This window comes from Rhodopseudomonas palustris BisB18, from assembly GCF_000013745.1.
In the GTDB taxonomy this organism is placed as follows: domain Bacteria; phylum Pseudomonadota; class Alphaproteobacteria; order Rhizobiales; family Xanthobacteraceae; genus Rhodopseudomonas_A; species Rhodopseudomonas_A palustris_F.
Map to the genome: position 1 here is coordinate 2,803,098 of NC_007925.1, position 20,910 is coordinate 2,824,007.

The 20,910-nt window shown below is 65.8% G+C and carries 19 protein-coding genes; 15 read left to right on the forward strand and 4 right to left on the reverse strand.

What is annotated here, in order from left to right; genetic code table 11:
• Positions 1–6 precede the first annotated feature (6 nt).
• From RPC_RS12910 to gyrA, 5 genes are all read left to right on the forward strand, one after another.
• Positions 7–1,377 (forward strand): sigma-54-dependent transcriptional regulator, encoded by a 1,371-nt coding sequence (locus RPC_RS12910; RefSeq protein WP_011473027.1) that lies wholly within the window; start codon positions 7–9, stop codon positions 1,375–1,377.
• A gap of 31 nt (positions 1,378–1,408) precedes the next feature.
• Entirely contained in the window at positions 1,409–2,266 is an 858-nt protein-coding gene (locus RPC_RS12915) for a D-amino-acid transaminase (protein WP_011473028.1), read from the forward strand.
• 188 nt (positions 2,267–2,454) lie between these two features.
• The gene (gene hfq / locus RPC_RS12920; RefSeq protein ID WP_006020546.1) at positions 2,455–2,703 is read left to right on the forward strand and encodes an RNA chaperone Hfq; all 249 of its coding nucleotides are present in this window, start codon (positions 2,455–2,457) and stop codon (positions 2,701–2,703) included.
• A gap of 11 nt (positions 2,704–2,714) precedes the next feature.
• A complete protein-coding gene (gene hflX / locus RPC_RS12925; RefSeq protein WP_011473029.1) occupies positions 2,715–4,100 on the forward strand; it encodes a GTPase HflX in 1,386 nt (461 codons plus the stop codon).
• A gap of 433 nt (positions 4,101–4,533) precedes the next feature.
• Positions 4,534–7,317 carry a DNA gyrase subunit A gene (gene gyrA / locus RPC_RS12930; RefSeq protein WP_011473030.1) on the forward strand — a complete coding sequence of 928 codons (2,784 nt, stop codon included), beginning with the start codon at positions 4,534–4,536 and terminating at the stop codon, positions 7,315–7,317.
• A gap of 43 nt (positions 7,318–7,360) precedes the next feature.
• Here gyrA and RPC_RS12935 read toward each other — a convergent pair whose 3' ends face one another.
• Positions 7,361–8,380: a helix-turn-helix domain-containing protein gene (locus RPC_RS12935; protein WP_011473031.1), complete on the reverse strand. Its 1,020-nt coding sequence runs from the start codon at positions 8,378–8,380 to the stop codon at positions 7,361–7,363.
• A gap of 373 nt (positions 8,381–8,753) precedes the next feature.
• Between RPC_RS12935 and RPC_RS12940 the strand changes: the two genes are divergently transcribed.
• Positions 8,754–12,218 carry an autotransporter domain-containing protein gene (locus tag RPC_RS12940; protein ID WP_011473032.1) on the forward strand — a complete coding sequence of 1,155 codons (3,465 nt, stop codon included), beginning with the start codon at positions 8,754–8,756 and terminating at the stop codon, positions 12,216–12,218.
• 141 nt (positions 12,219–12,359) lie between these two features.
• Here RPC_RS12940 and RPC_RS12945 read toward each other — a convergent pair whose 3' ends face one another.
• On the reverse strand, positions 12,360–12,617 hold the full coding sequence (locus RPC_RS12945; RefSeq protein WP_011473033.1) for a hypothetical protein: 258 nt from the start codon (positions 12,615–12,617) through the stop codon (positions 12,360–12,362).
• A 327-nt stretch (positions 12,618–12,944) separates the two neighbouring features.
• Between RPC_RS12945 and coaD the strand changes: the two genes are divergently transcribed.
• From coaD to tgt, 5 genes are all read left to right on the forward strand, one after another.
• Entirely contained in the window at positions 12,945–13,442 is a 498-nt protein-coding gene (gene coaD / locus RPC_RS12950) for a pantetheine-phosphate adenylyltransferase (protein WP_011473034.1), read from the forward strand.
• 29 nt (positions 13,443–13,471) lie between these two features.
• A complete protein-coding gene (locus tag RPC_RS12955; protein WP_011473035.1) occupies positions 13,472–14,035 on the forward strand; it encodes a peptidylprolyl isomerase in 564 nt (187 codons plus the stop codon).
• A gap of 48 nt (positions 14,036–14,083) precedes the next feature.
• A complete protein-coding gene (locus RPC_RS12960) occupies positions 14,084–14,554 on the forward strand; it encodes a peptidylprolyl isomerase (protein ID WP_011473036.1) in 471 nt (156 codons plus the stop codon).
• Positions 14,555–14,885: 331 nt separating this feature from the next.
• Entirely contained in the window at positions 14,886–15,962 is a 1,077-nt protein-coding gene (queA, locus tag RPC_RS12965; RefSeq protein ID WP_041801780.1) for a tRNA preQ1(34) S-adenosylmethionine ribosyltransferase-isomerase QueA, read from the forward strand.
• Positions 15,959–17,092, forward strand: a complete 1,134-nt coding sequence (gene tgt, locus RPC_RS12970; protein ID WP_011473038.1) for a tRNA guanosine(34) transglycosylase Tgt — start codon at positions 15,959–15,961, stop codon at positions 17,090–17,092. The genes queA and tgt overlap by 4 nt, the downstream gene beginning before the upstream one ends.
• Positions 17,093–17,259: 167 nt before the next feature.
• On the opposite strand, the gene RPC_RS12975 is transcribed toward tgt, so the two are convergent.
• Together RPC_RS12975 and RPC_RS26195 are read right to left on the reverse strand one after the other, a co-directional pair.
• Positions 17,260–17,475 (reverse strand): hypothetical protein, encoded by a 216-nt coding sequence (locus RPC_RS12975; protein WP_041801781.1) that lies wholly within the window; start codon positions 17,473–17,475, stop codon positions 17,260–17,262.
• A gap of 86 nt (positions 17,476–17,561) precedes the next feature.
• Positions 17,562–17,702, reverse strand: coding sequence for a hypothetical protein (locus RPC_RS26195; RefSeq protein ID WP_157043202.1), 141 nt, complete (start codon positions 17,700–17,702; stop codon positions 17,562–17,564).
• Here RPC_RS26195 and cysK point away from each other — a divergent pair.
• The 4 genes from cysK (at position 17,701) to RPC_RS12995 (ending at position 20,906) form a co-directional block, all read left to right on the forward strand.
• The gene (gene cysK / locus RPC_RS12980) at positions 17,701–18,681 is read left to right on the forward strand and encodes a cysteine synthase A (protein ID WP_011473040.1); all 981 of its coding nucleotides are present in this window, start codon (positions 17,701–17,703) and stop codon (positions 18,679–18,681) included. The two genes, RPC_RS26195 and cysK, sit on opposite strands and share 2 nt — an antisense overlap.
• Before the next feature lie 76 nt (positions 18,682–18,757).
• Complete coding sequence (locus RPC_RS12985; RefSeq protein ID WP_011473041.1) at positions 18,758–18,997, forward strand: BrnA antitoxin family protein; 240 nt, start codon at positions 18,758–18,760, stop codon at positions 18,995–18,997.
• Positions 18,998–19,483: 486 nt separating this feature from the next.
• Positions 19,484–19,687 (forward strand): hypothetical protein, encoded by a 204-nt coding sequence (locus tag RPC_RS12990; protein ID WP_011473042.1) that lies wholly within the window; start codon positions 19,484–19,486, stop codon positions 19,685–19,687.
• Between the two features lie 100 nt (positions 19,688–19,787).
• Complete coding sequence (locus tag RPC_RS12995) at positions 19,788–20,906, forward strand: hypothetical protein (RefSeq protein ID WP_011473043.1); 1,119 nt, start codon at positions 19,788–19,790, stop codon at positions 20,904–20,906.
• Positions 20,907–20,910 lie beyond the last annotated feature (4 nt).

The following is a 20,910-nucleotide window of genomic DNA, read 5'->3' on the forward strand; positions in this document are numbered from 1 at the left end:
CGACCCATGGCCAATGACATTCTGATTGTCGACGACGAAGCCGATATTCGCGACCTCGTCGCCGGCATCCTCGAGGACGAGGGCTTCACCACCCGCACCGCGCGCGACAGCGATTCCGCGCTGGCCGAGGTGTCGAACCGCCGTCCCAACCTGGTGTTCCTGGACATCTGGCTGCAGGGCTCGAAGCTCGACGGCCTGCAGTTGCTGGAGCAGATCAAGCGCGAGCACGCCGACGTGCCGGTGGTGATGATCTCCGGCCACGGCAACATCGAAACCGCGGTGGCGGCGATCAAGCGCGGCGCCTACGACTTCATCGAAAAGCCGTTCAAGTCGGACCGGCTGATCCTGGTGGCGACGCGGGCGCTGGAGACCTCGCGGTTGAAACGCGAAGTCAAGGAATTGAAGCAGCAGGCGCCGATCGCCTCGACGCTGATGGGGCATTCCGCCTGCATGAATCAGCTGCGCCAGACCATCGAGCGCGCGGCGAAAGCCAATAGCCGGATCCTGATCGTCGGCCCAAGCGGCGCCGGCAAGGAGCTCGCGGCGCGGACGTTGCACAACGCCTCCGGCCGCTCCGAGGGCCCGTTCGTGGTGATCAACGCCGCGGCGATCACCCCGGAGCGCATGGAGGTCGAGCTGTTCGGCGTCGAGCAGAGCAACGGCGAGCAGCCGCGCAAGGCCGGCGCGCTGGAAGAGGCGCATGGCGGCACGCTGTTCATCGACGAAATCGGCGACATGCCGCGCGAGACCCAGAACAAGATTCTGCGGGTGCTGGTCGATCAGACCTTCCAGCGCGCCGGCGGCACCATCAAGGTCAATGTCGACGTCCGCATCGTCTCCTCGACGGCGCGAAATCTCGAGGAGGAGATCGCCGAAGGCCGCTTCCGCGAGGATCTCTATCACCGGCTCTCGGTGGTGCCGATCCGGGTGCCGCCCTTGTCGGAGCGCCGCGAGGACATTCCCGAACTGATCGAATATTTCATGGATCAGATCTCGCTCGCCACCGGGCTGCCGAAACGCCAGATCGGCGCCGACGCCATGGCGGTGCTGCAGTCGCACGTCTGGCCGGGCAACGTCCGGCAGTTGCGCAACAACGTCGAGCGGGTGATGATTCTGGCCGGCGGCGGCCCGGAGGTGATCATCACCGCCGACATGCTGCCGCAGGACGTCGGCTCGATGGTGCCGACCATGCCGACCGGCACCAATGGCGAGCACATCATGGGGCTGCCGCTGCGCGAGGCCCGCGAGGTGTTCGAACGCGACTATCTGATCGCGCAGATCAGCCGGTTTTCCGGCAACATCTCCCGCACCGCCGAATTCGTCGGCATGGAGCGCTCGGCGCTGCATCGCAAGCTCAAGGCGCTCGGCGTCGGCTGAGCGTTCGCTGAATTTTCAATTGGAATGGAACATGGCTCGCATCGCCTATGTCAACGGCCACTATCAGGATCTGCGTGACGCCTGCGTCAACATCGAGGATCGCGGTTATCAATTCGCCGACGGCGTCTATGAGGTCTGCGAAATCCGTGGCGGCCAGATCGTCGACTATCCCCGGCACATGGCGCGGCTGCAGCGCTCTTTAGGCGAATTGCGGATCGCGATGCCGATGCCGCTGGCGGCGCTGCAGATCGTGCTGCGCGAGGTGGTCCGGCGCAACCGGGTCGGCTACGGCATCGTCTATCTGCAGGTCACCCGCGGCGTGGCGCGGCGCGACCACGGCTTTCCGCCGGCCTCGGTGAAGCCCAGCATCGTGGTCACCGCGCGGCCGCTGAATTTTGCCAAGAATCAGGACACCGCGGCGCACGGCATCAAGGTGATCACTTATCCGGAGAATCGCTGGCCGCGGGTCGACATCAAGTCGGTGGCGCTGTTGCCCAACGTGCTGGCGAAGCAGGCGGCGCGCGAGCAGGGCGCCTATGAGGCCTGGTATGTCGACGGCGACGGCCACGTCACCGAGGGTGCCTCCAGCAATGCCTGGATCGTCACCAAGGAGGGCCGGGTGGTGACCCGCTCCGCCGACAGCGGCATCCTGCCGGGCATCACCCGGGCGGTGCTGATCGAGGCGCTGGCGGCGCTGCAGCTGCGATTCGAGGAGCGGCCGTTCACCCCGCAGGAGGCGTTTGGCGCCGCCGAAGCCTTCGTCACCGCCTCCAGCCAGATCGTGATGCCTGTGGTGGCGATCGATGGACAACTTATCGGCGACGGTAAACCTGGTAAAATTACCAGGCGGCTGCGGGAGCAATTCCACCGCTTTTCGAGTTTTTCATGAACTTTCTGTCCGTCGCTGCACCACCACCGCGCGAACTGGCTTGCCTTCAAACCACCCGTGCCGTCTAATCGTCTTGACATCTAGCCGGAGGGGGATCTCAGGGCTGGGTGGCAACCGAGGCAATTCTCCCTGCAGGGAGCGGCGTCTGGTTTAAAAAAAGAAACAAAACGACACTCGGGATAAAAAAAATGGCGGCCGACCGCGCACAGAATCTACAGGATACTTTTCTCAACCACGTACGTAAGACCAAAACGCCACTCACGATCTTTCTGGTCAACGGGGTCAAGCTGCAAGGCATTGTCACCTGGTTCGACAATTTCTGCCTGCTGCTGCGGCGCGACGGACATTCGCAGCTGGTCTACAAGCATGCGATCTCCACCATCATGCCGGGTGCTCCGATCCAGCTGTTCGAAGGTGGCGAGGACGCCCCAGCTTGAGCACAACCTAATTGGAACCCCGGAGCTTCGAAGGGGACGCTGACCGGCCTCGGCCGTCAGGCAACCAGCCGACCGGGCGAGCCGTCGTCATCGGTCCGTATCTGCGTGCGCGTCGGGGCGATCCCGACCCGCAAGCGGAGATTCATGCCCAACGCAGTTCACAGGCCCGGCTCGAGGAAGCCGCCGGCCTTGCGCTGGCGATCGACCTCACCGTGGCGGAAGCCATCCTGGCGCCGATCGGCCAGATCCGTCCGGCGACCTATCTGGGCAAGGGCAAGGTCGAAGAGATCTTAGGCGCCATCAAGGCCCACGAGGCCGATCTGGTGGTGATGGACTGCGCGCTGTCGCCGATCCAGCAGCGCAATCTGGAGAAGGCCTGGAGCGCCAAGGTGCTGGACCGCACCGGGCTGATCCTGGAGATTTTCGGCCGCAGGGCCAAGACCAAGGAAGGCGCGCTGCAGGTCGAACTCGCGCATCTCAACTATCAGCGCTCGCGGTTGGTGCGCTCCTGGACCCATTTGGAGCGGCAGCGCGGCGGCTTCGGCTTCATGGGCGGCCCCGGCGAAACCCAGATCGAGGCCGACCGCCGACTGATCGGCGACCGCATCAGCAAGATCGAAAACGAGATCAAGAAGGTCCAGGGCACCAGGCGGCTGCATCGCGCCGGCCGGCAGCGTGTGCCGTACCGCGTGGTGGCGCTGGTCGGCTACACCAATGCCGGCAAGTCGACGCTGTTCAACCGGCTGACCCGCGCCGAGGTGCAAGCCGCCGACATGCTGTTCGCCACGCTCGATCCGACGCTGCGCGCGCTGACGCTGCCGCACGGCGGCAAGGCGATGCTGTCGGACACCGTGGGCTTCATCTCCAATTTGCCGACCCAGCTGGTGGCGGCGTTCCGCGCCACGCTGGAAGAGGTGTTGGAAGCCGATCTCATTCTCCACGTCCGCGACATCGCGCACGAAGACGCCGACGCCCAGCAGGACGACGTCGCCGCCGTGCTGCGCCAGCTCGGCATCGATCCGGAGGCCGGCGGCGGCGGCCGCATCATCGAGGTCTGGAACAAGATCGACCGCTTCGCCGCCGACGAACTGGCCAACCTGCGCAACATCGCGGCCAGGCGCGATCCGGAGCATCCCTGCCTGTTGGTGTCGGCCGTCACCGGCGAGGGCATCGACGCGCTGTTGCTGGCGATCGAGGATCGGCTGGCAGCGGCCAGGATCACGCTCGATCTTTCCATCGACGCCGCCGACGGCGCCGGCGTCAGCTGGCTGCATCGCAACGCCGAGGTGTTGGAGAAAGAACTTGAGGACGGCCGCTTCGTCATGACGGTGCGGGTCGACCCGACCAAGCGCGACACCGTGATCAGCCGGTTCGGCGCGGTTCAGCATCCGGAGTAAGGGCGGCCTCAACGCCCAGCTTTGCGGCCTGGTGTCCCGGGCGCGGCGCAGCGCGAAGCGCTGCTCCGCAGAACCGGGACCATTCCAGAAACCGCGTATCGTAATGGCCCCGGATCTGCAGCGCACGAGTGGTAGGCGTACGCGTGTCGTCCTCCGCGCCGACGCCGTCATTCCGGGGCGCGAGCAGCGAAGCTGCGAGCGAACCCGGAATCTTGCGACGGGTGCCGCGCCATTGTCCGTGCTTGCGGCAGGATTCCGGGTTCGCTCGGCCTGCGGCCTCGCGCCCCGGAATGACCCGTTGAGTAAGCCGCAGCTGCCGCGTAAGTAATTGGAAAAATTAACGGAAAAACCCTCGGCCGGAACCGTTTAAGGGTGGTTCGGCAGCCCCGGATCGGCTATAAAATGCGAAACAGATTCTGACCGGAAATCACCTTTGGCCGACACCGACGACAACAAACCTGGGGAGCCGCCGGCGCCCTCGGATATCCGCCCCGTTTCAATTCTCGACGAGATGAAACGCAGCTACCTCGATTACGCGATGAGCGTGATCGTGGCCCGCGCGTTGCCGGACGCCCGCGACGGCTTGAAGCCGGTGCACCGGCGCATTCTCTACGCGATGTACGAGAACGGCTTCGAGTGGAACAAGCCGTATCGCAAGTCGGCGCGTACCGTCGGCGACGTCATCGGTAAGTATCACCCGCACGGCGACCAGTCTGTCTATGACGCCATGGTCCGGATGGCGCAGGACTTCTCGATGCGCGTGCCGCTGATCGACGGCCAGGGCAATTTCGGTTCGGTCGACGGCGATTCCGCGGCCGCGATGCGGTACACCGAGTCCCGGCTGACCAAGATCGCGCAGCTGTTGCTCGACGATCTCGACAAGGACACCGTCGACTATCAGGACAACTATGACGGCTCGTTCCGCGAGCCCCGGGTGCTGCCTGCGAAATTCCCCAATCTGTTGGTCAACGGCGCCGGCGGCATCGCCGTCGGCATGGCGACCAACATCCCGCCGCACAATCTCGGCGAGGTGATCGACGCCTGCGTAGCGCTGATCGACGATCCTGCGCTCAGCATCGACGATCTCACCAAGATCGTGCCGGGTCCGGATTTCCCGACCGGCGGCATCATTTTGGGCCGCGCCGGCATCCGGCTGGCCTATCACACCGGCCGCGGCTCGATCGTGATGCGCGGCAAGGTCGCCATTGAACCGACCCGCAAGGATCGCGAAGCGATCATCATCTCGGAAATTCCCTACCAGGTGAACAAGGCCACCATGGTGGAGCGCATCGCCGAACTGGTGCGCGAGAAGAAGATCGAAGGTATCTCCGATCTGCGCGACGAATCCGACCGCGACGGTTTTCGCGTGGTGATCGAATTGCGGCGGGATGCGGTGCCCGACGTGGTGCTGAATCAGCTGTATCGCTTCACGCCGCTGCAGACCAATTTCGGCGCCAACATGGTGGCGCTCGATGCCGGCCGTCCGCAGCTGATGAACCTGAAGGATCTATTGCGGCTGTTCGTGGCGTTCCGCGAACAGGTGGTGACCCGCCGCACCAAATTCCTGCTCAACAAGGCGCGCGACCGCGCCCATGTGCTGGTCGGCCTCGCCATCGCGGTCGCCAATATCGACGAGATCATCCGGGTGATCCGCACCTCGCCCGATCCCGCCACCGCGCGCGACACCTTGATGGCGCGCGATTGGGAGGCCAAGGACGTCGCGGCGATGATCACGCTGATCGACGATCCGCGGCATCGGCTGAATGCCGACGGCACCGCGCGGCTGTCGTTCGAGCAGGCCAAGGCGATCCTCGATCTGCGGCTGGCGCGCCTGACCGCGTTGGGCCGCGAGGAAATTTCCGAAGAGCTCGACAAGCTGGCGATCGAGATCGCCGACTACCTGGAGATCTTGCGGTCCCGTGCTCGGGTGCAGACCATCATCAAGGAAGAACTTGCGGCGGTGAAGGCGGAATTCGCCACGCCGCGCAAGACCACCATCATCGAGCAGGAAGGCGAGGTCGAAGACGAAGACCTGATCCAGCGCGAGGACATGGTGGTGACGGTGTCGCACGCCGGCTACGTCAAGCGGGTGCCGCTGTCGACCTATCGGGCGCAGCGCCGCGGCGGCAAGGGCCGCTCCGGCATGCAGACCCGCGAGGAGGACTTTGTCAGCCGGCTGTTCGTCGCCTCGACGCATACGCCGGTGCTGTTCTTCTCGTCGCGCGGCCAGGTCTACAAGGAAAAGGTCTGGCGGTTGCCGATCGCGCCGCCGAACGGCCGCGGCAAGGCCTTGATCAACATCCTGCCGCTGGAGCAGGGCGAGCGCATCACCACCATCATGCCGCTGCCGGAGGATGAATCCTCCTGGGCCGAGCTCGACGTGATGTTCGCCACCACTCGCGGCACCGTCCGCCGCAACAAGCTGTCGGACTTCGTCGATGTGCGCCGTTCCGGCATCATCGCGATGAAGCTGGACGAGGGCGAGGCGATCGTCGACGTTCAGATCTGCACCGATCGCGACGACGTGCTGCTGACCGCCGCCGGCGGCCAGTGCATCCGTTTCGCGGTGACCGACGTCCGCGTGTTCCAGAGCCGCGCCTCGATGGGCGTGCGCGGCATGGCGCTCGCCAATGGCGATCAGGTGATCTCGCTGACCATCCTGCGGCATTTCGATGCCAACCCGGCCGAACGCTCCACCTATCTGAAGCAATCCGGCGCGATTCGCCGCGCCGCCACCGGCGAAGAGGCCGAGGCGGTCGAGGGCAGCGAATTGGCGGCGGAAGTCGCCGACGCCGAGCCGGAGGAGGTCGACGCGATCGCCTCGCTCAGTCCGGATCGCTACGCCGAGATGTCGGCTAACGAGCAGTTCGTGCTGACGCTGAGCGAGAACGGTTTCGGCAAGCGGACCTCGTCGTTCGAGTACCGCACCACCGGCCGCGGCGGCAAAGGCATCGTCGCGATGGCGGTGAACGCGCGCAACGGCAAGCTGGTGGCCTCGTTCCCGGTGGAGGAGGAAGATCAGATCATGCTGGTGACCGACAAGGGGCAATTGATCCGCTGCCCGGTCGGCGGCATCCGCATCGTCGGCCGCTCCACCCAGGGCGTCACGGTGTTCAACACCGCCGAGGACGAGCACGTGGTCTCGGTCGAGCGCATCGGTGAAGACACCGAGAACGGCAACGGCAACGGCCATGACAACGGGCAGGACGGCGGCTGAGGCTGTCGTCCGCTGGCTGGCGGGTCAATTGTTGGCGGCGCGGTCAGCCTGACGGCTCCGCCGCTTGCGCGCTCACCGTCATCCACCATTGCTGCACCACGGCCGGGTTGGTGAGCTTGATCGTCGACGAGGCTTCGAGCTGCGACTTGCGATAGGCGCTGGCGGTCATCTCGAAGCGGCCGCGAAACGCGCGGCTGAAATGCGCTTCGCTCTTGAAGCCGAGATCGGCGGCGAGGCGGGACAGACGCCGGGTTTCCAAGGGATCGCTGAGCGCCGCCTGCACCGCCAGCAACCGGCGTTCCTGAACATAGCGCATGATGCCGCCGCGGCTGGCAAACAGCCGGTACAGCGACGCGCGGGAGACCTCGAGCTGCAGCGCCAGCCAATCCGGCGACAATTCCGCCAGCGCGAGATTGTCGCGGATCAGCGCTTCGGCGAGCGTGAGCACGGTTTCGTCGGAGCCGCGCTGCGCCAACGATTGGTCCGGTTCAGCTGCCAGCAGCCGTTGGAGAAAATCCACGGTCTCGGCCACCGTCGCCGCGACATCGGCGCTGGTGAGTTGAGCGCTGCGCTCCAGCAACGACAGCATATGCGCCGCGAGCAGGTCGTTGCGGAATGAGTCGAGCCGCGGCTTGAGTGACTGCAACGGCAGCTCGCCGAGCAATCTGCGCGGAACGATCAGGCACACCGTGTTGGATGCGAAGGCCCGGGTGGCGATTGGGCAGGCCAGATCGATCAGGGCAACCTTGCCCGGGCCGATCGTCGTCGGTTGCCGGGTGACCACGCCGTTGAAGCCGCCGCTGACGTAGAGGTGCAACAACAAATGGTCCGGCGTGGCCGCGATCAGCTCGCCGTCGCGCAGAAAATTCTGCGCGTTGAATGCCACCTTGGCGATGATCAGGTCGCCGATGATGATGCCGTAGGCCGATCCGGTGGGCGTCTTCTTGAACGGCCCGCAGGGGTGCGGCTCGAACAGCGGCGATATCACCGCGCGCCAGGTCGCGAAGGCGTTGGCAGGGTCCAATCCGGAGGTGACGTAAAACAGTCGGGGCAGCGGCGACATGACGGGCCGGTCGGAATGACGGTTGTAGTTCGGTCGGATCGTGCGGTGTCGCGGCGGGGCGGTAGCGCCAGTGTAGCGGCGTTACCGGCAGCTTACGACATTATGTTGGTTGTGGCTTGCGAGATTCACTCGCGGGGTGAACCGGCCGGGGCTTTCGCTGCGGTCGATGGCCGGCGCGGCGGGTCCCGGCGGCGGTTGAGACGCTCGGTCAAAGGAAAACGCCACGTACCCCGCAAACCGGCGCATCGCGCGCTGTTCGAGTCCGCCGCCGTCGTCCTAGAAGGGAACAAGGGTCGAGCGCACTGAACTACGTTCCGCGTAGCGACCGCAACGAAGGCGGGCGCGGCTGCGCCGACTATCAAGGGGGTGTTTCGTGGGGGCTGGGTTCTTTCGTGATGTCTCGAAGCTGTTGTTGTGCACGACGTTTCTCGTTGCCGCTCCGGTTTCGGCTGTGCTGCAGGCGGCGGAAATCCCCGCCAAGCCGAACTCGGCTGCACGCTCCGTATTGCCCTCGGACTTGAAAGAGCGGCTCGCCCAAGCACTGCGCCAGGGCGAACGCGAACTGATCGCCCAGGTCTATGACAGCACGTATCGCGATCCGCGGCTGCGGGACGCCGTCGTTCAGCACGCGGGGAGCCTGTCGTCGCGCGCCTTGCGCGACGTCACCACGGCCGCCGATCTCGGCGTGCTGACGTCGGGTCAGCCGATGATGCTGGCGCCGAATGCCGCGCCGGCGACGAGAACCGCGGCCGTTTCGGGGCTCAGCGCGACCTCCTATCAAAACGTCGCGATGGCCAGCAACACCTCGCCGAACCTGCCGAACCCGCTGCCGGACCCGGTGTTGCAGACCTGGAATCTCGATCTGATCCACGCCCAGGCAGCCTATAGTCGCAACTTCACCGGCGCCGGCGTCGTCGTCACCGTCGCCGACACCGGCTTCGATCTGACCAATGCGGCGCTGTCGAACAAGCTGTTGACCAATCTCGGCAAGAACTACGTGGTCCGCGACGGCGAGACCTACGACCCCAACGATCTGACGCCGCAGAGCGCGCTGAAGAACGACATCCACGGCTCGCACGTCTCCGGCCTCGTGGCGGCGGAAAAGTTCGACAACGTCGATGCCCACGGCGTGGCCTATGACGCGAAGGTCATTCCGCTGCGCGCGATCGCCGAGGAGGGGTATTCCACTGTCGGCGGCGACTCCTCTGTATTGGCGCTGAACTACTTCGCCGGCCTGTCCGGCACCATGGTCTACAACGCCAGCTACGGCCCGAATTTCGACGCCTACACCGGGCTGAAGAAATGGACCATCAACGACGTCACCGACGAGGGCAACGCGGCGATGAACGTGCTGCAGGCCGGCAAGATCATCGTCGCCGCCAACGGCAACGACCGCGGCAAGAATCCCGTCGCCGCCAACAATCCCTCGGGCCTCGCGCTGTTGCCGTTCCTCAACCCGGCGCATGCCGGGCTCGGCGTCTACGACGATCAGGGCCAGCTGTTCGACGGCACGCCGCTGCAAAGCCAGAACGGGCAGATCGTCGCCGTGATGTCGGTCGGCATCACCAAGGCGGCGGCCTGGTACTCCAACTATTGCGGCGTCACCGCGAGCTGGTGCGTGGCGGCGCCGGGCGGCGACGACAAGACCAAGGCGCCGGTCTATTCGACGATTCCGCAGAACACTTACGGCTTCGCGCAGGGCACCTCGATGGCGGCGCCGACCGTCTCCGGCGCGATCGCCGTGCTGATCCAGGCCAATCCGAACTACAATGCGCAGGATCTCGCGCATCTGCTGTTCTCGACGACCGAGGATCTCGGCGCGGCCGGCGTCGACGCCGTGTTCGGTTACGGCCTGATCCGGCTCGATCGCGCCACCGACGGCCCGACCACGCTGGCCGCCAATGCCATCGTCTCGGTCGCCGACAATCAAACCGCGTATTGGAGTCAGTTGCTCACCACCCAGGGCGACCTCGCCAACACCGGCGCGGGCATCCTGACGATCTCCGGACGCACCAATGCCGGCGGCAACGTGCTGGCGCAACTCGGCACGCTCGCGGTCGACGGCACGCTCACGGTGGCTTCGGGTAAGAAGCTCGAGGTGGCGCAGCCGGCCACGCTGGCGGGTTTTGGCACCGTGGTCGGCAACACGGTCGTCGCCGGCACGCTGTCGCCCGGCAAGATGGCCAATGTCGGCGATTTCTTCTCGAACAATGTGGTCCCGGCCGGCACCGTGCTGAACGGCAACTCGGTCGGCACGCTGACCTTCAACGGCAATGTCACGTTGACCTCGACGGCGAATACCAGGATCGACGTCGACGGCTCGCTGATCGTTCCAGGCGGCCCCGGCACCTATGACAAGATCTACGTCACCGGCGCTGGCAACGTGTTCTATGCCGCCGGCACGCTGACGCCGGTGCTGCGCGGCAGCGTCGGCACCGTCAGCAACTACACGCCGCCGATCGGCAGCGAATACGCCTTCGTGCAGGCGCAGAACGGCGCCTCGACCGCGGGCGCGTTCTCGACGCTGGTGCAGCCGAGCTCCGGACTGCCGGCCAACGGCCGCTTCGACCTGATTTACAATTCGACCTCGATCGCCCTGGTGGTGACGCCGGCAAGCTACGGCGCGCTGGCGAGCACCGACAAGCTCGGCGCCTCGCAGCGGTCGGTCGCCAAAATTCTCGACGGCGAACGCGCCGCCTCCGGCACCATGCCGCAGGCCGACGGAAAGGCGCTGTACGACGCGCTGTACAAGCTCGACACCGTCGCGGAATTGGACAAGGCGCTGACCCAATTGGGCGGCCCCGGTCAGCCGGCGATCGCCAGCGCGCCGTTGCAGGCGTTCTCCGGCTTCCTGGGCTCGATCGGCGATCGTCAGGACGCCCTGGCCGCGGGCGGCGAGCAGGGCCACACCGGCACCGCGCAAGCCTTCGAGATGTCCTATGCCGGTCGCAACACCATGACGGCCGGGACCAATTCGGCGGTCAACGCATTGGCCAGCATCGCCCCGGCGCAGCGCGTCCAGGACGGCTGGTCGCTGTGGGGGCAAGGCTTCGGCCGCAGCAGCCGGATCGGCGACTCTGGCGATCTGGCCGGCTCCAAGGCGGTCAGCGGCGGCTTCACGCTCGGCGCCGACCGCTGGTTCTCCAACAATCTGCTTGCCGGTGCTGCGTTCGGCTACGCCCGGACCACGGCCACCAGCACCGACATTCGCGGCACGTCGGATACTTACGCCGGCGCCGCCTATGCGAGCTGGACGCCGGGCGCCGCGGTGGTCGACCTGCGGGTCGCCGCCGGTCCGAGCCAGAGCTCGACCACCCGCCAGATCCTGCTGGCGCCTTCAGGCCTGCAAGGCAACGCCAACGGCATCGGCGTCGGCACCACGCTGGAGGCCGGCTACCGCTTTGCGCTGACGCCGGATCTGACCGTGAAGCCGTTTGCCGGCCTGAGCTGGCAGGGCTTTCGCCGCGACGGCTACAGCGAAAGCCAGCTGCCGATCGGTCTGGTCTATGCCGCACAGACCTATGAGAAGCTGACCAGCACAGCGGGCGCCGCGTTCAGCGCGCGGCTGCGCACGCTCGACGGCACCACCTTGATGCCGGAGCTGAAGCTCGGCTGGGGCTATGACCTGCGCGACACCACGCTGGTCAGCCAGGCGGCGCTGCTCGACGAAGCCTTCCTGGTCGACGCCGCCAAGCCCGGCCGCAACGCCGCGCTGGTCGGCGCCAAGCTGTCCGGCTGGCGCACCGAATCGTTCCGGCTGTTCGCCGCCTACAACGGCGAATTCCGCAGCAACGCCACCAGCCATCAGATCTCCGCCGGCGCGCGGATGAATTGGTGAGGCCGGGAGATTCGGCAGGTTCGCTCCCCGGAGGGCCGCCCCGTCTTGGCATACTCCGAATCGAAAAGGCCCCCGGCGGGCACTCCGGGGGCCTTCGAAGAGCGCTACTTGGAGGAAGCGCTTTGGTAAACTCGAATTCGGTTAGCGGCGCTCGGTGGTGACCAGCCGGGCTTCGCGGATCGTCAGGGTCTTGGCGCCGGCGGTGCGCAGGCAGGAGGCCTCGAAATTCGGCCAGGCCTGCTCGGAGCAGTCGCGGCCGACCGGGCGGATGTCGAGCCGGTCGCTCTTGGCCAGCGCCACCGGCACGCTGGCTTCGACCTGCGGCGCAAAGCCCGGCAAAAGCGTCAGGGCGGCTGCAACGAACGCGGCGACGGCGATTGCTGAAAGAGCCTTGATCATGACGAACCCCTGTCGGATGGACCTTTGCGGTCCGGTTAGTTTGTCGCTTCCCTATGCTGGCGGTTTACCCAGCTCCGGTTTCAGGAGCTTTTCGTCCGTCCTGGAATAAGGCTTCGTCGCAGCACCGAATTGTTTCATCGCTTCGGCGTTACGAAACAATGCGAGAAAACCCGCAATGTTTTCAGAGTTTTCGCGTGTCGCACCCGGATGACGCGCGAGCCCCCAAATGGTTCACGGCGAGGTCGAAAATAAACCTTGACGCAGCCGCGGGGCGCGCCGGAGCCGGACCGGCTTGCGAGCCCGCGGTCGGCAGGCTAGAGGGGGGGGATGCCCCGTATTGCTCTCTATCCAGGCTCGTTCGACCCCGTCACCAACGGCCATCTCGATGTCGTCAGCCGCGCCGTGGCGCTGTGCGACCGGCTGATCGTGGCGATCGGGGTGCATCCCGGCAAAAAGCCGCTGTTTTCCACCCAGGAACGGCTGGAGATGGTGGAGACGGTGTTCGCGCCGGTCGCAGCCGCCGCGCATTGCGCCTTCGACTGCACCACGTACGACAATCTGACCGTCACCGCGGCGCAGCGGGTCGGCGCGACCATCATGATCCGCGGCCTGCGCGACGGCACCGATCTCGACTACGAGATGCAGATCGCCGGCATGAACGAGACCATGGCGCCCGACGTCCATACGGTGTTCATCCCGGCCGGGGTGAGCGTCCGCCCGATCACCGCCACACTGGTGCGGCAGATCGCTCAGATGGGCGGCGATGTTTCGGCCTTCGTGCCGCCGCAGGTCGCCCACAGCCTGACCACCAAATTCGCCGGCTGACCGGCTTTTCTCTCTGATCCGGAGTTACCATGATCCGAATTCTAGGCCTCATCGCCGCGCTGCTCTGCGCGGCTCCCGCCATCGCCCAACCGCTGCCGGCCAATCTCGACAAGGCCAATGCGATCGTGATCGATTCCACCAAGGGTCGCATCGTGATCAAGCTGCGCACCGATTTGGCGCCGCAGCACGCCGAGCGCATCAAGCAGCTGACCCGCGAAGGCTTCTACAACAACGTGCCGTTCCACAGGGTGATGGACGGCTTCATGGCGCAGACCGGCGACGGCCAGAACTTCAACGGCACCGGCGGCTCGAAATATCCCAACCTGAAGCAGGAATTCTCCCAGGTGCCGTTCAAGCGCGGCATCGTCGGCATGGCGCGGCGCGGCGACAGCGTCGACACCGCCAATGCGCAGTTCTTCATCATGTTCGCCGACGGCTCCGGGCTCAACGGCCAATATACCGTGATCGGCGAAGTGGTGACCGGCATGGACGTCGTCGACAAGCTGAAGAAGGCACCTGCCGGCTCCGCCAGCGGCGCGGTCAGCGACCCCGACAAGATGGTCAAAGTCCAGGTCGCCTCCGACATCAAGTAATCATCGAAAAGTAATCGTCAAATAATTCAGCCAATAGGAATCCCCATCATGGCCGTTACCGAAAACACATTGATCCTCGACACCACCCAGGGCCCGGTCACCATCGAGATGCGCCCGGATCTGGCGCCGAACCACGTCGCCCGGATCAAGGAATTGGTCCGCGAAGGCTTCTACGACGGCGTCGTGTTCCACCGCGTCATCGAAGGCTTCATGGCGCAGACCGGCTGTCCGCAGGGCACCGGCACCGGCGGCTCGGGCCAGAAGCTGAAGGCCGAGTTCAACAAGGAGCCGCACGTCCGCGGCACCACCTCGATGGCCCGCGCCGCCAGCCCGGACTCCGGCGACAGCCAGTTCTTCATCTGCTTCGACGACGCCTCGTTCCTCAACAACCAGTACACGGTGTGGGGCAAGGTGGTCGACGGCATGGAGAACGTCGACAAGATCAAGCGCGGCGAGCCGGTGAAGGACCCCGACAAGATCGTCAAGGCCCGGATGGCCGCCGACGACGCCGCGGCCTGATTGCCGCTGAGCCTTCATGGTGAGGGGCGCGCCCGAGCGCGTCTCGAACCATGAGGAGCATCGTCCTTCGAGATCCGGTGAGGACGCGGTTTCTCAGGCGCGGACCGCAAATGGTGCGTCGACAATTAGGCACTTCGCCCAACACGTCATGGCCGGGCTTGTCCCGGCCATCCACGCCCACAAGCATGGCTGTCGACGTTTCCGTGGATGGCCGGGACAAGCCCGGCCATGACGCGGAGAGGCGGTCCATTTTCGAAACGTCTCGGATGTGGATGCGTCTGGTAGAATTCCGCCCAGGGTCCGAGGATCCGGGCGCCGCAGGGGCGGCTTGATGCGCACCGATCTATTCGACTTTGAGCTGCCGGCCACGGCGATCGCGCTGCGGCCGGCGCAGCCGCGCGATGCCGCGCGCCTCCTCGTGGTCAGGCCCGGCGCGGCGCTGCATGACGGCGTGGTGCGCGATCTGCCGGACTGGCTCGCCCCCGGCGACGCGCTGGTGGTCAACGACACCCGCGTCATTGCCGCGCAGCTCAGTGGCCGCCGCATCGGCCGCGACAGCGAGGCCAAGATCGAGGCGACGCTGATCAAGCGGCTCGACGGCTCGCGCTGGCAGGCGCTGGTCAAGGGCGCCAAGAAACTCAACGAAGGCGACGTTGTCCGCTTCGGCCATGACGGCCGGGTCTGCCTGCTCGGGCAATTGGACGCCACGGTGGAGCACAAGGGCGAAGCCGGCGAGATCACGCTTTCGTTCTCGTTTCACGGCCCCACGCTCGACCAGGCGATCGCCGAGCTCGGCGCGCCGCCGCTGCCGCCCTATATCGCTTCGAAGCGCGCGCCGGACGACCGCGACGCCGCCGACTATCAAACCATGTTCGCGGCCCATGAAGGCGCCGTGGCGGCGCCGACCGCCGGGCTGCATTTCACGCCCGAACTGGAAGCGGCGCTGGCCGCACGCGGCGTCAGCATCCACCGCGTCACGCTGCATGTCGGCGCCGGCACCTTCCTGCCGGTGAAAGTCGACGACACCGAAGATCACAAGATGCACGCCGAATGGGGCACCATTTCGCGTGCCACCGCGGATGCGCTGAATGCGGTGCACGCCAAGGGCTGCCGCATCGTCGCGGTCGGCAGCACCTCGCTGCGGCTCTTGGAAAGTGCGGCGGCCGACGACGGCAGCATCCAGCCGTTCGCCGACGACACCGCGATCTTCATCACCCCGGGCTATCGCTTCAAGGCGGTCGACCTGATGATGACCAACTTCCATCTGCCGCGCTCGACGCTGTTCATGCTGGTGTCGGCGTTCGCCGGCCGCGAGACCATGCAGCGGGCCTATGCGCACGCCATTGCCACCGGCTATCGGTTCTATTCCTATGGCGACGCCTGCCTGCTGTTTCCGGAACGCTCATGACGCTCGCCAATCACTTCGAACTCATCGGCCAAAGCGACGCGGCACGGCTCGGCCGGCTGACCACGCCGCATGGCGTGGTGCGTACGCCGGCCTTCATGCCGGTCGGCACGCTCGGCGCCATGAAGGGGCTGCATTGGCGCGAGGTGCGTGACGCCGGCGCCGACATCGTGCTCGGCAACACCTATCATTTGATGCTGCGGCCCGGCGCCGAGCGGATCGCAGCGCTCGGCGGCCTGCAGAAATTCACCACCTGGAACGGGCCGATGCTGACCGATTCCGGCGGCTTCCAGGTGATGTCGCTGGCGCAGCTGCGCAAGGTCACCGAGAAGGCGGTGAATTTTCGCTCGCATATCGATGGCGCGGCGATCGAGCTATCGCCGGAGCGTGCCATCGAAGTGCAGCTGTTGCTCGGCTCCGACATCGCGATGCAGCTCGACGAATGCGTGCGGCTGCCGGCGGAGCGCGACGACATCGACCGCGCGATGCGGTTGTCGCTGCGCTGGGCGGAACGCTGCAAGCGCGCCTTCGAGCACGCGCCGCAGGGTCACATGCTGTTCGGTATCGTGCAGGGCGGCGACGTGCCGGAGCTACGCCAGCAAAGCGCGCGCGGGCTGATCGAGATCGGGTTCCACGGCTATGCGATCGGCGGGCTGGCGGTCGGCGAGCCGCAACAAGTGATGCTGGCGATGATCGAGGAGACCGCGCCGGTGCTGCCGCAGGACCGGCCGCGCTATCTGATGGGCGTCGGCACGCCGGAGGATATTCTGGAGGCGGTGGCGCGCGGCATCGACATGTTCGATTGCGTGATGCCGACAAGGAACGGACGCCACGGTGTGGCGTTTACCCGCTTTGGTTCGGTGAACCTGCGCAACGCGCGCCATGCCGACGACCCGCGTCCGCTCGACGCGGAGAGTAATTGGCCGTCGACGCGCAATTGCTCGCGGGCTTATCTGCATCATCTGGTGAAGTCGGGCGAGACGCTCGGCGCCATGCTGTTGTCGGAGATCAACATCGCTTACTACCAGAGCCTGATGAGCGGCATCCGCGAGGCGATCGGCAACGGCACGTTCGAGGCGTTTCGGCAGCAGACCCGCGAAGACTGGGCGCGCGGCGATATCCCGGCGCTGTAGGCCTCAGCTGTCATCCCGCCGATTGCGCCATTGCACCCATCGATCAGATTGGATGGCGATTCCATCGATTGCGATCGTCAGAAACCAAAAGTGGCGCTCAACGCGCCACGATCAGATGAGCAACTAACGATTTGTAAACCAATGCGATGCGCGTGACGTGCACCGCGTCAATTGCAGCTGAATCGCTTCACCGCATGCTTGGTGACGAAACCATAGCCGCAAGTATCGCAGCTCCACAGATAGCTGATGACGTTGTCGGCCACAAAAGCCGAAGCCTCCGCGGCGACCATGGAATCGGCGCAGACCGGGCAGGTGGGCAGATCACTTCCACGCGGAGCGGGACGAGGCGCATTGGTCGACAGGACTTCAGCAAGTGCTGGCATCGGGGACCTCCTCAACGGATCAGTTGCGCAAATCATACACCGGAAACTCTGACGATGTCGCAACACAAATGCGTTTGTTATGTGATTTATTTTGCCGTCGACAATTCCGGTTGCAGTGCAGCGTTGATGATCGCGGTTTGTCGCTTGCAACCGTGCGTAACAGTGGCAATAATTTGTGCTACTTGCTTGTTTTCAGGCCCTCTTGCCGCGTGGGAGATCTTCATCATGACGACATCCGATCCGACTGCAGTGCACACGCGCGCGCCTGGCCGAGGCCAGGTTTTCGACAGCATCGTCGAGGCGATCGGCGATACGCCGATTGTGCGGCTGCGAAGACTGCCGGAACTCAACGGCGTCAAAGCGACGATTCTCGCCAAGCTGGAATACTTCAATCCTGCGACCAGCGTGAAGGATCGCATCGGCGCGGCGATGATCATCGCCATGGAACAGGCCGGCGTGGTCAACGCCGACACCGTGCTGATCGAGCCGACCTCCGGCAACACCGGCATCGCTCTCGCTTACGTCGCCGCCTCGCGCGGCTATCGGCTGAAGCTGGTGATGCCGGACTCGATGTCGATCGAGCGCCGCAAGATGCTGGCGTTTCTCGGCGCCGAACTGGTGTTGACGCCGGCCGCGCAAGGGATGAAGGGCGCGATCGCCACCGCCGAGGAATTGGTGCGCAGCACGCCCAATGCGGTGATGCCGCAACAGTTCAAGAACCTCGCCAATCCCGAAGTGCACCGCCGCACCACCGCGGAGGAAATCTGGAACGACACCGGCGGCAAGCTGGATTACTTCGTCGCCGGCGTCGGCACCGGCGGCACCATCACCGGCGTCGGCCAGGTGTTGAAGCCGCGGATTCCGTCGCTCAAGGTGGTCGCGGTGGAGCCGGCGGAGAGTCCGGTGCTGTCCGGCGGCACCCATACGCCGCACAAGATCCAGGGCATCGGCGCGGGCTTCGTGCCGGAGATTCTCGATCGTTCGGTGATCGACGAGATCATCCAGATTTCCAGCGCTACCGCGCTCGCGACCTCGCGGGCGCTGGCGCGCAACGAAGGCATTCCCGGCGGCATCTCGTCGGGGGCTGCGATCGCCGCGGCGCTGGAGATCGGCAAGCGGCCGGACGCCGAAGGCAAGGTGATCCTGGCGATTGTGCCGTCGTTCGCCGAGCGCTATCTGTCGACCGCGCTGTTCGAGGGAGTTTGAAGTCGTCCGGCGTGCCAGCCATCGGGACGTCGAGTGAGTAGTGTTCCAAGATAATCACGATCGAGAAAGTCAGTCGATGTCACAGCCTCCACGACGCCCGCGCACCCTGGCCGATGCGCGGACCGAAGCCGAAGCGGCCTTCAAGAAAACCACCACCAAGGTCGCCGAACTGCCGCCGAAGCCGGTCGCCATTCCCGGCGTCAAGGAGATGGTCTCGCTGCGCATCGATCAGGACGTGCTGGAATATTTCCAGGATGGCGGTCCGGGCTGGCAGGACCGCATCAACGAGGCGCTGCGCAAGGCGGCGGGGAAGTAGTTCAGGCTGCCGTCATCCTGAGGTGCTCGCTGACAGCGCTTCTTGCGCTGTCAGCGAGCCTCGAAGGATGACACCAATGGTGCTCGTGGCCCATCCTTCGAGGCCCTCGCGTTGCTCGGGCACCTCAGGATGACGGCGCGTGGTGTGGTAACCGTCGTGGCTGCGAGCATCAGATGTTCACCATCACCACCGTCATCCTGAGGAGCCCGGCGAAGCGCGCAGCTATTCAACATCACCACCGTCATCCTGAGGAACCCGGGGAACCCGGCGAAGCGCGCAGCGCGCAGCCGGGTGTCTCGAAGGATGGGCCGCGGGCCCGCGCCAGATCCAGCGGTCGCGCGCCGCTGGTCCGATCGGGCCGCGGTCGATCCACACGCCCGGGCGTCCGCTTGTGTTGATCGGCGCGGCGGAGTATCTCCGCCGCCGGTGGAGGAGCGACGCGCGCGTGCCGTCCACTCGCCGCAACGCGCTCAGAGGACCAAGCAGATGACCCAGCGTTCCACCTCGGCCGACTTCGTGACCGGCTTTGCCACCGGTTGGCCGGAGCACCAGCCCGACCTGATGATCCTGTCGCTGACCACCGCCAAGGGCGTGCAGGATTTCGCCGTCAGCAAGGACCAGGCGCTGCTGATCGCCAAGACGATCAAGAAGACCGCCGAGGCGCTGGCGGTTCCGACCAAGACCGCCTGATCCGAGCGGATCGGCCGCGGTCTGCGGCGATTTCGATCGGCCTGAACGAATTATTAGCCACTCGCTGTCTCAGATCGGCGTTTCGCTGATGGGGATGCAGATGGCGGGCGAACGACCGAGCCGTGCACCGCGCCGGCCGCGGGATGCGGTGCGGTCGGTCGTCGCGCTCTGCACGCTGCTGCTGCTGGTTGCGCTGATCGCGGCCGGGCTACGGCCCGGCCCGGCGGCCCCGTTGCCGCCGACCAACGGCAACGGCGATCTGGCGCTGTACAACCGCGTGGTCGAGCAGCTGCGTCACGGCGAGGCCTATTACAGCGCAATCGTCGACGAGTTGCGCGCCAACAACTATCCGCTGCGCCCGTTCGTCACGGTGCGGCCGCCGGGGCTCAGCCTGGCGATGGCGGTCACCACCGACGGCGTGATCCGGTTGGCGCTCGGGACGCTCGCGGCCGTCACCTTCGCGGCCTGGGCGTGGCGTTGGCGCAGCCTGCGCGGCGAGCCGCTGCGCACCACGGCGTTTCTCGTGTTGCTCGGCAGCGGCATGATCCCGGCGCTGGCGCCGAACGCCTATCCGCTGCACGAGGTCTGGGCCGGGCTGTTGATCGCGCTGTCGCTGGCACTGCGCCGCCGCAACGGCTGGTGGCTCAGCGTGGCGGTGGCGACGCTGGCGGCGCTGCTGCGCGAATTGGCGGCGCCCTATCTCGTGGTGATGGCGGTGATGGCCTTGAAGGACGGTTGCCGCAAGGAAGCCGCCGGTTGGCTGGCCGGCTTGGCGGTGTTTGCGCTGGCGCTTGGCTGGCACGCCTACGAGGTCGGTGCCGTCGTGACCGCCGCCGACCCCGGGTCGCCGCCCTGGCTGCGGTTCGGCGGCTGGGGCTTCGTGCTGCAGACCGCCAGTTGGAATCTGCTGCTGGAGGCGGGGCCGAACTGGCTCGGCGCGGTGCTGCTGCCGTTGGCACTGCTCGGGCTGTCGACGCTGCGCAGCGCGCTCGGCGTCAGATTGGCGCTGACCGTCGCGGGCTACACCTTGGCCTTTATGATCGTCGGCCGGCCGAACAACTCGTACTGGGGTCTGATGATTGCGCCGTTGTGGCCGCTGGGATTGCTGCAGGCTTGGCCGGCGTTGCGGCGGCTCGGGCGTGACGCCCGCGGCCTATTGGGACGGCGGGCCGAGATGCCGGCAGCCGGCCTCGAACGCGGTGATCGGGCGGCTTGGTAGCTTC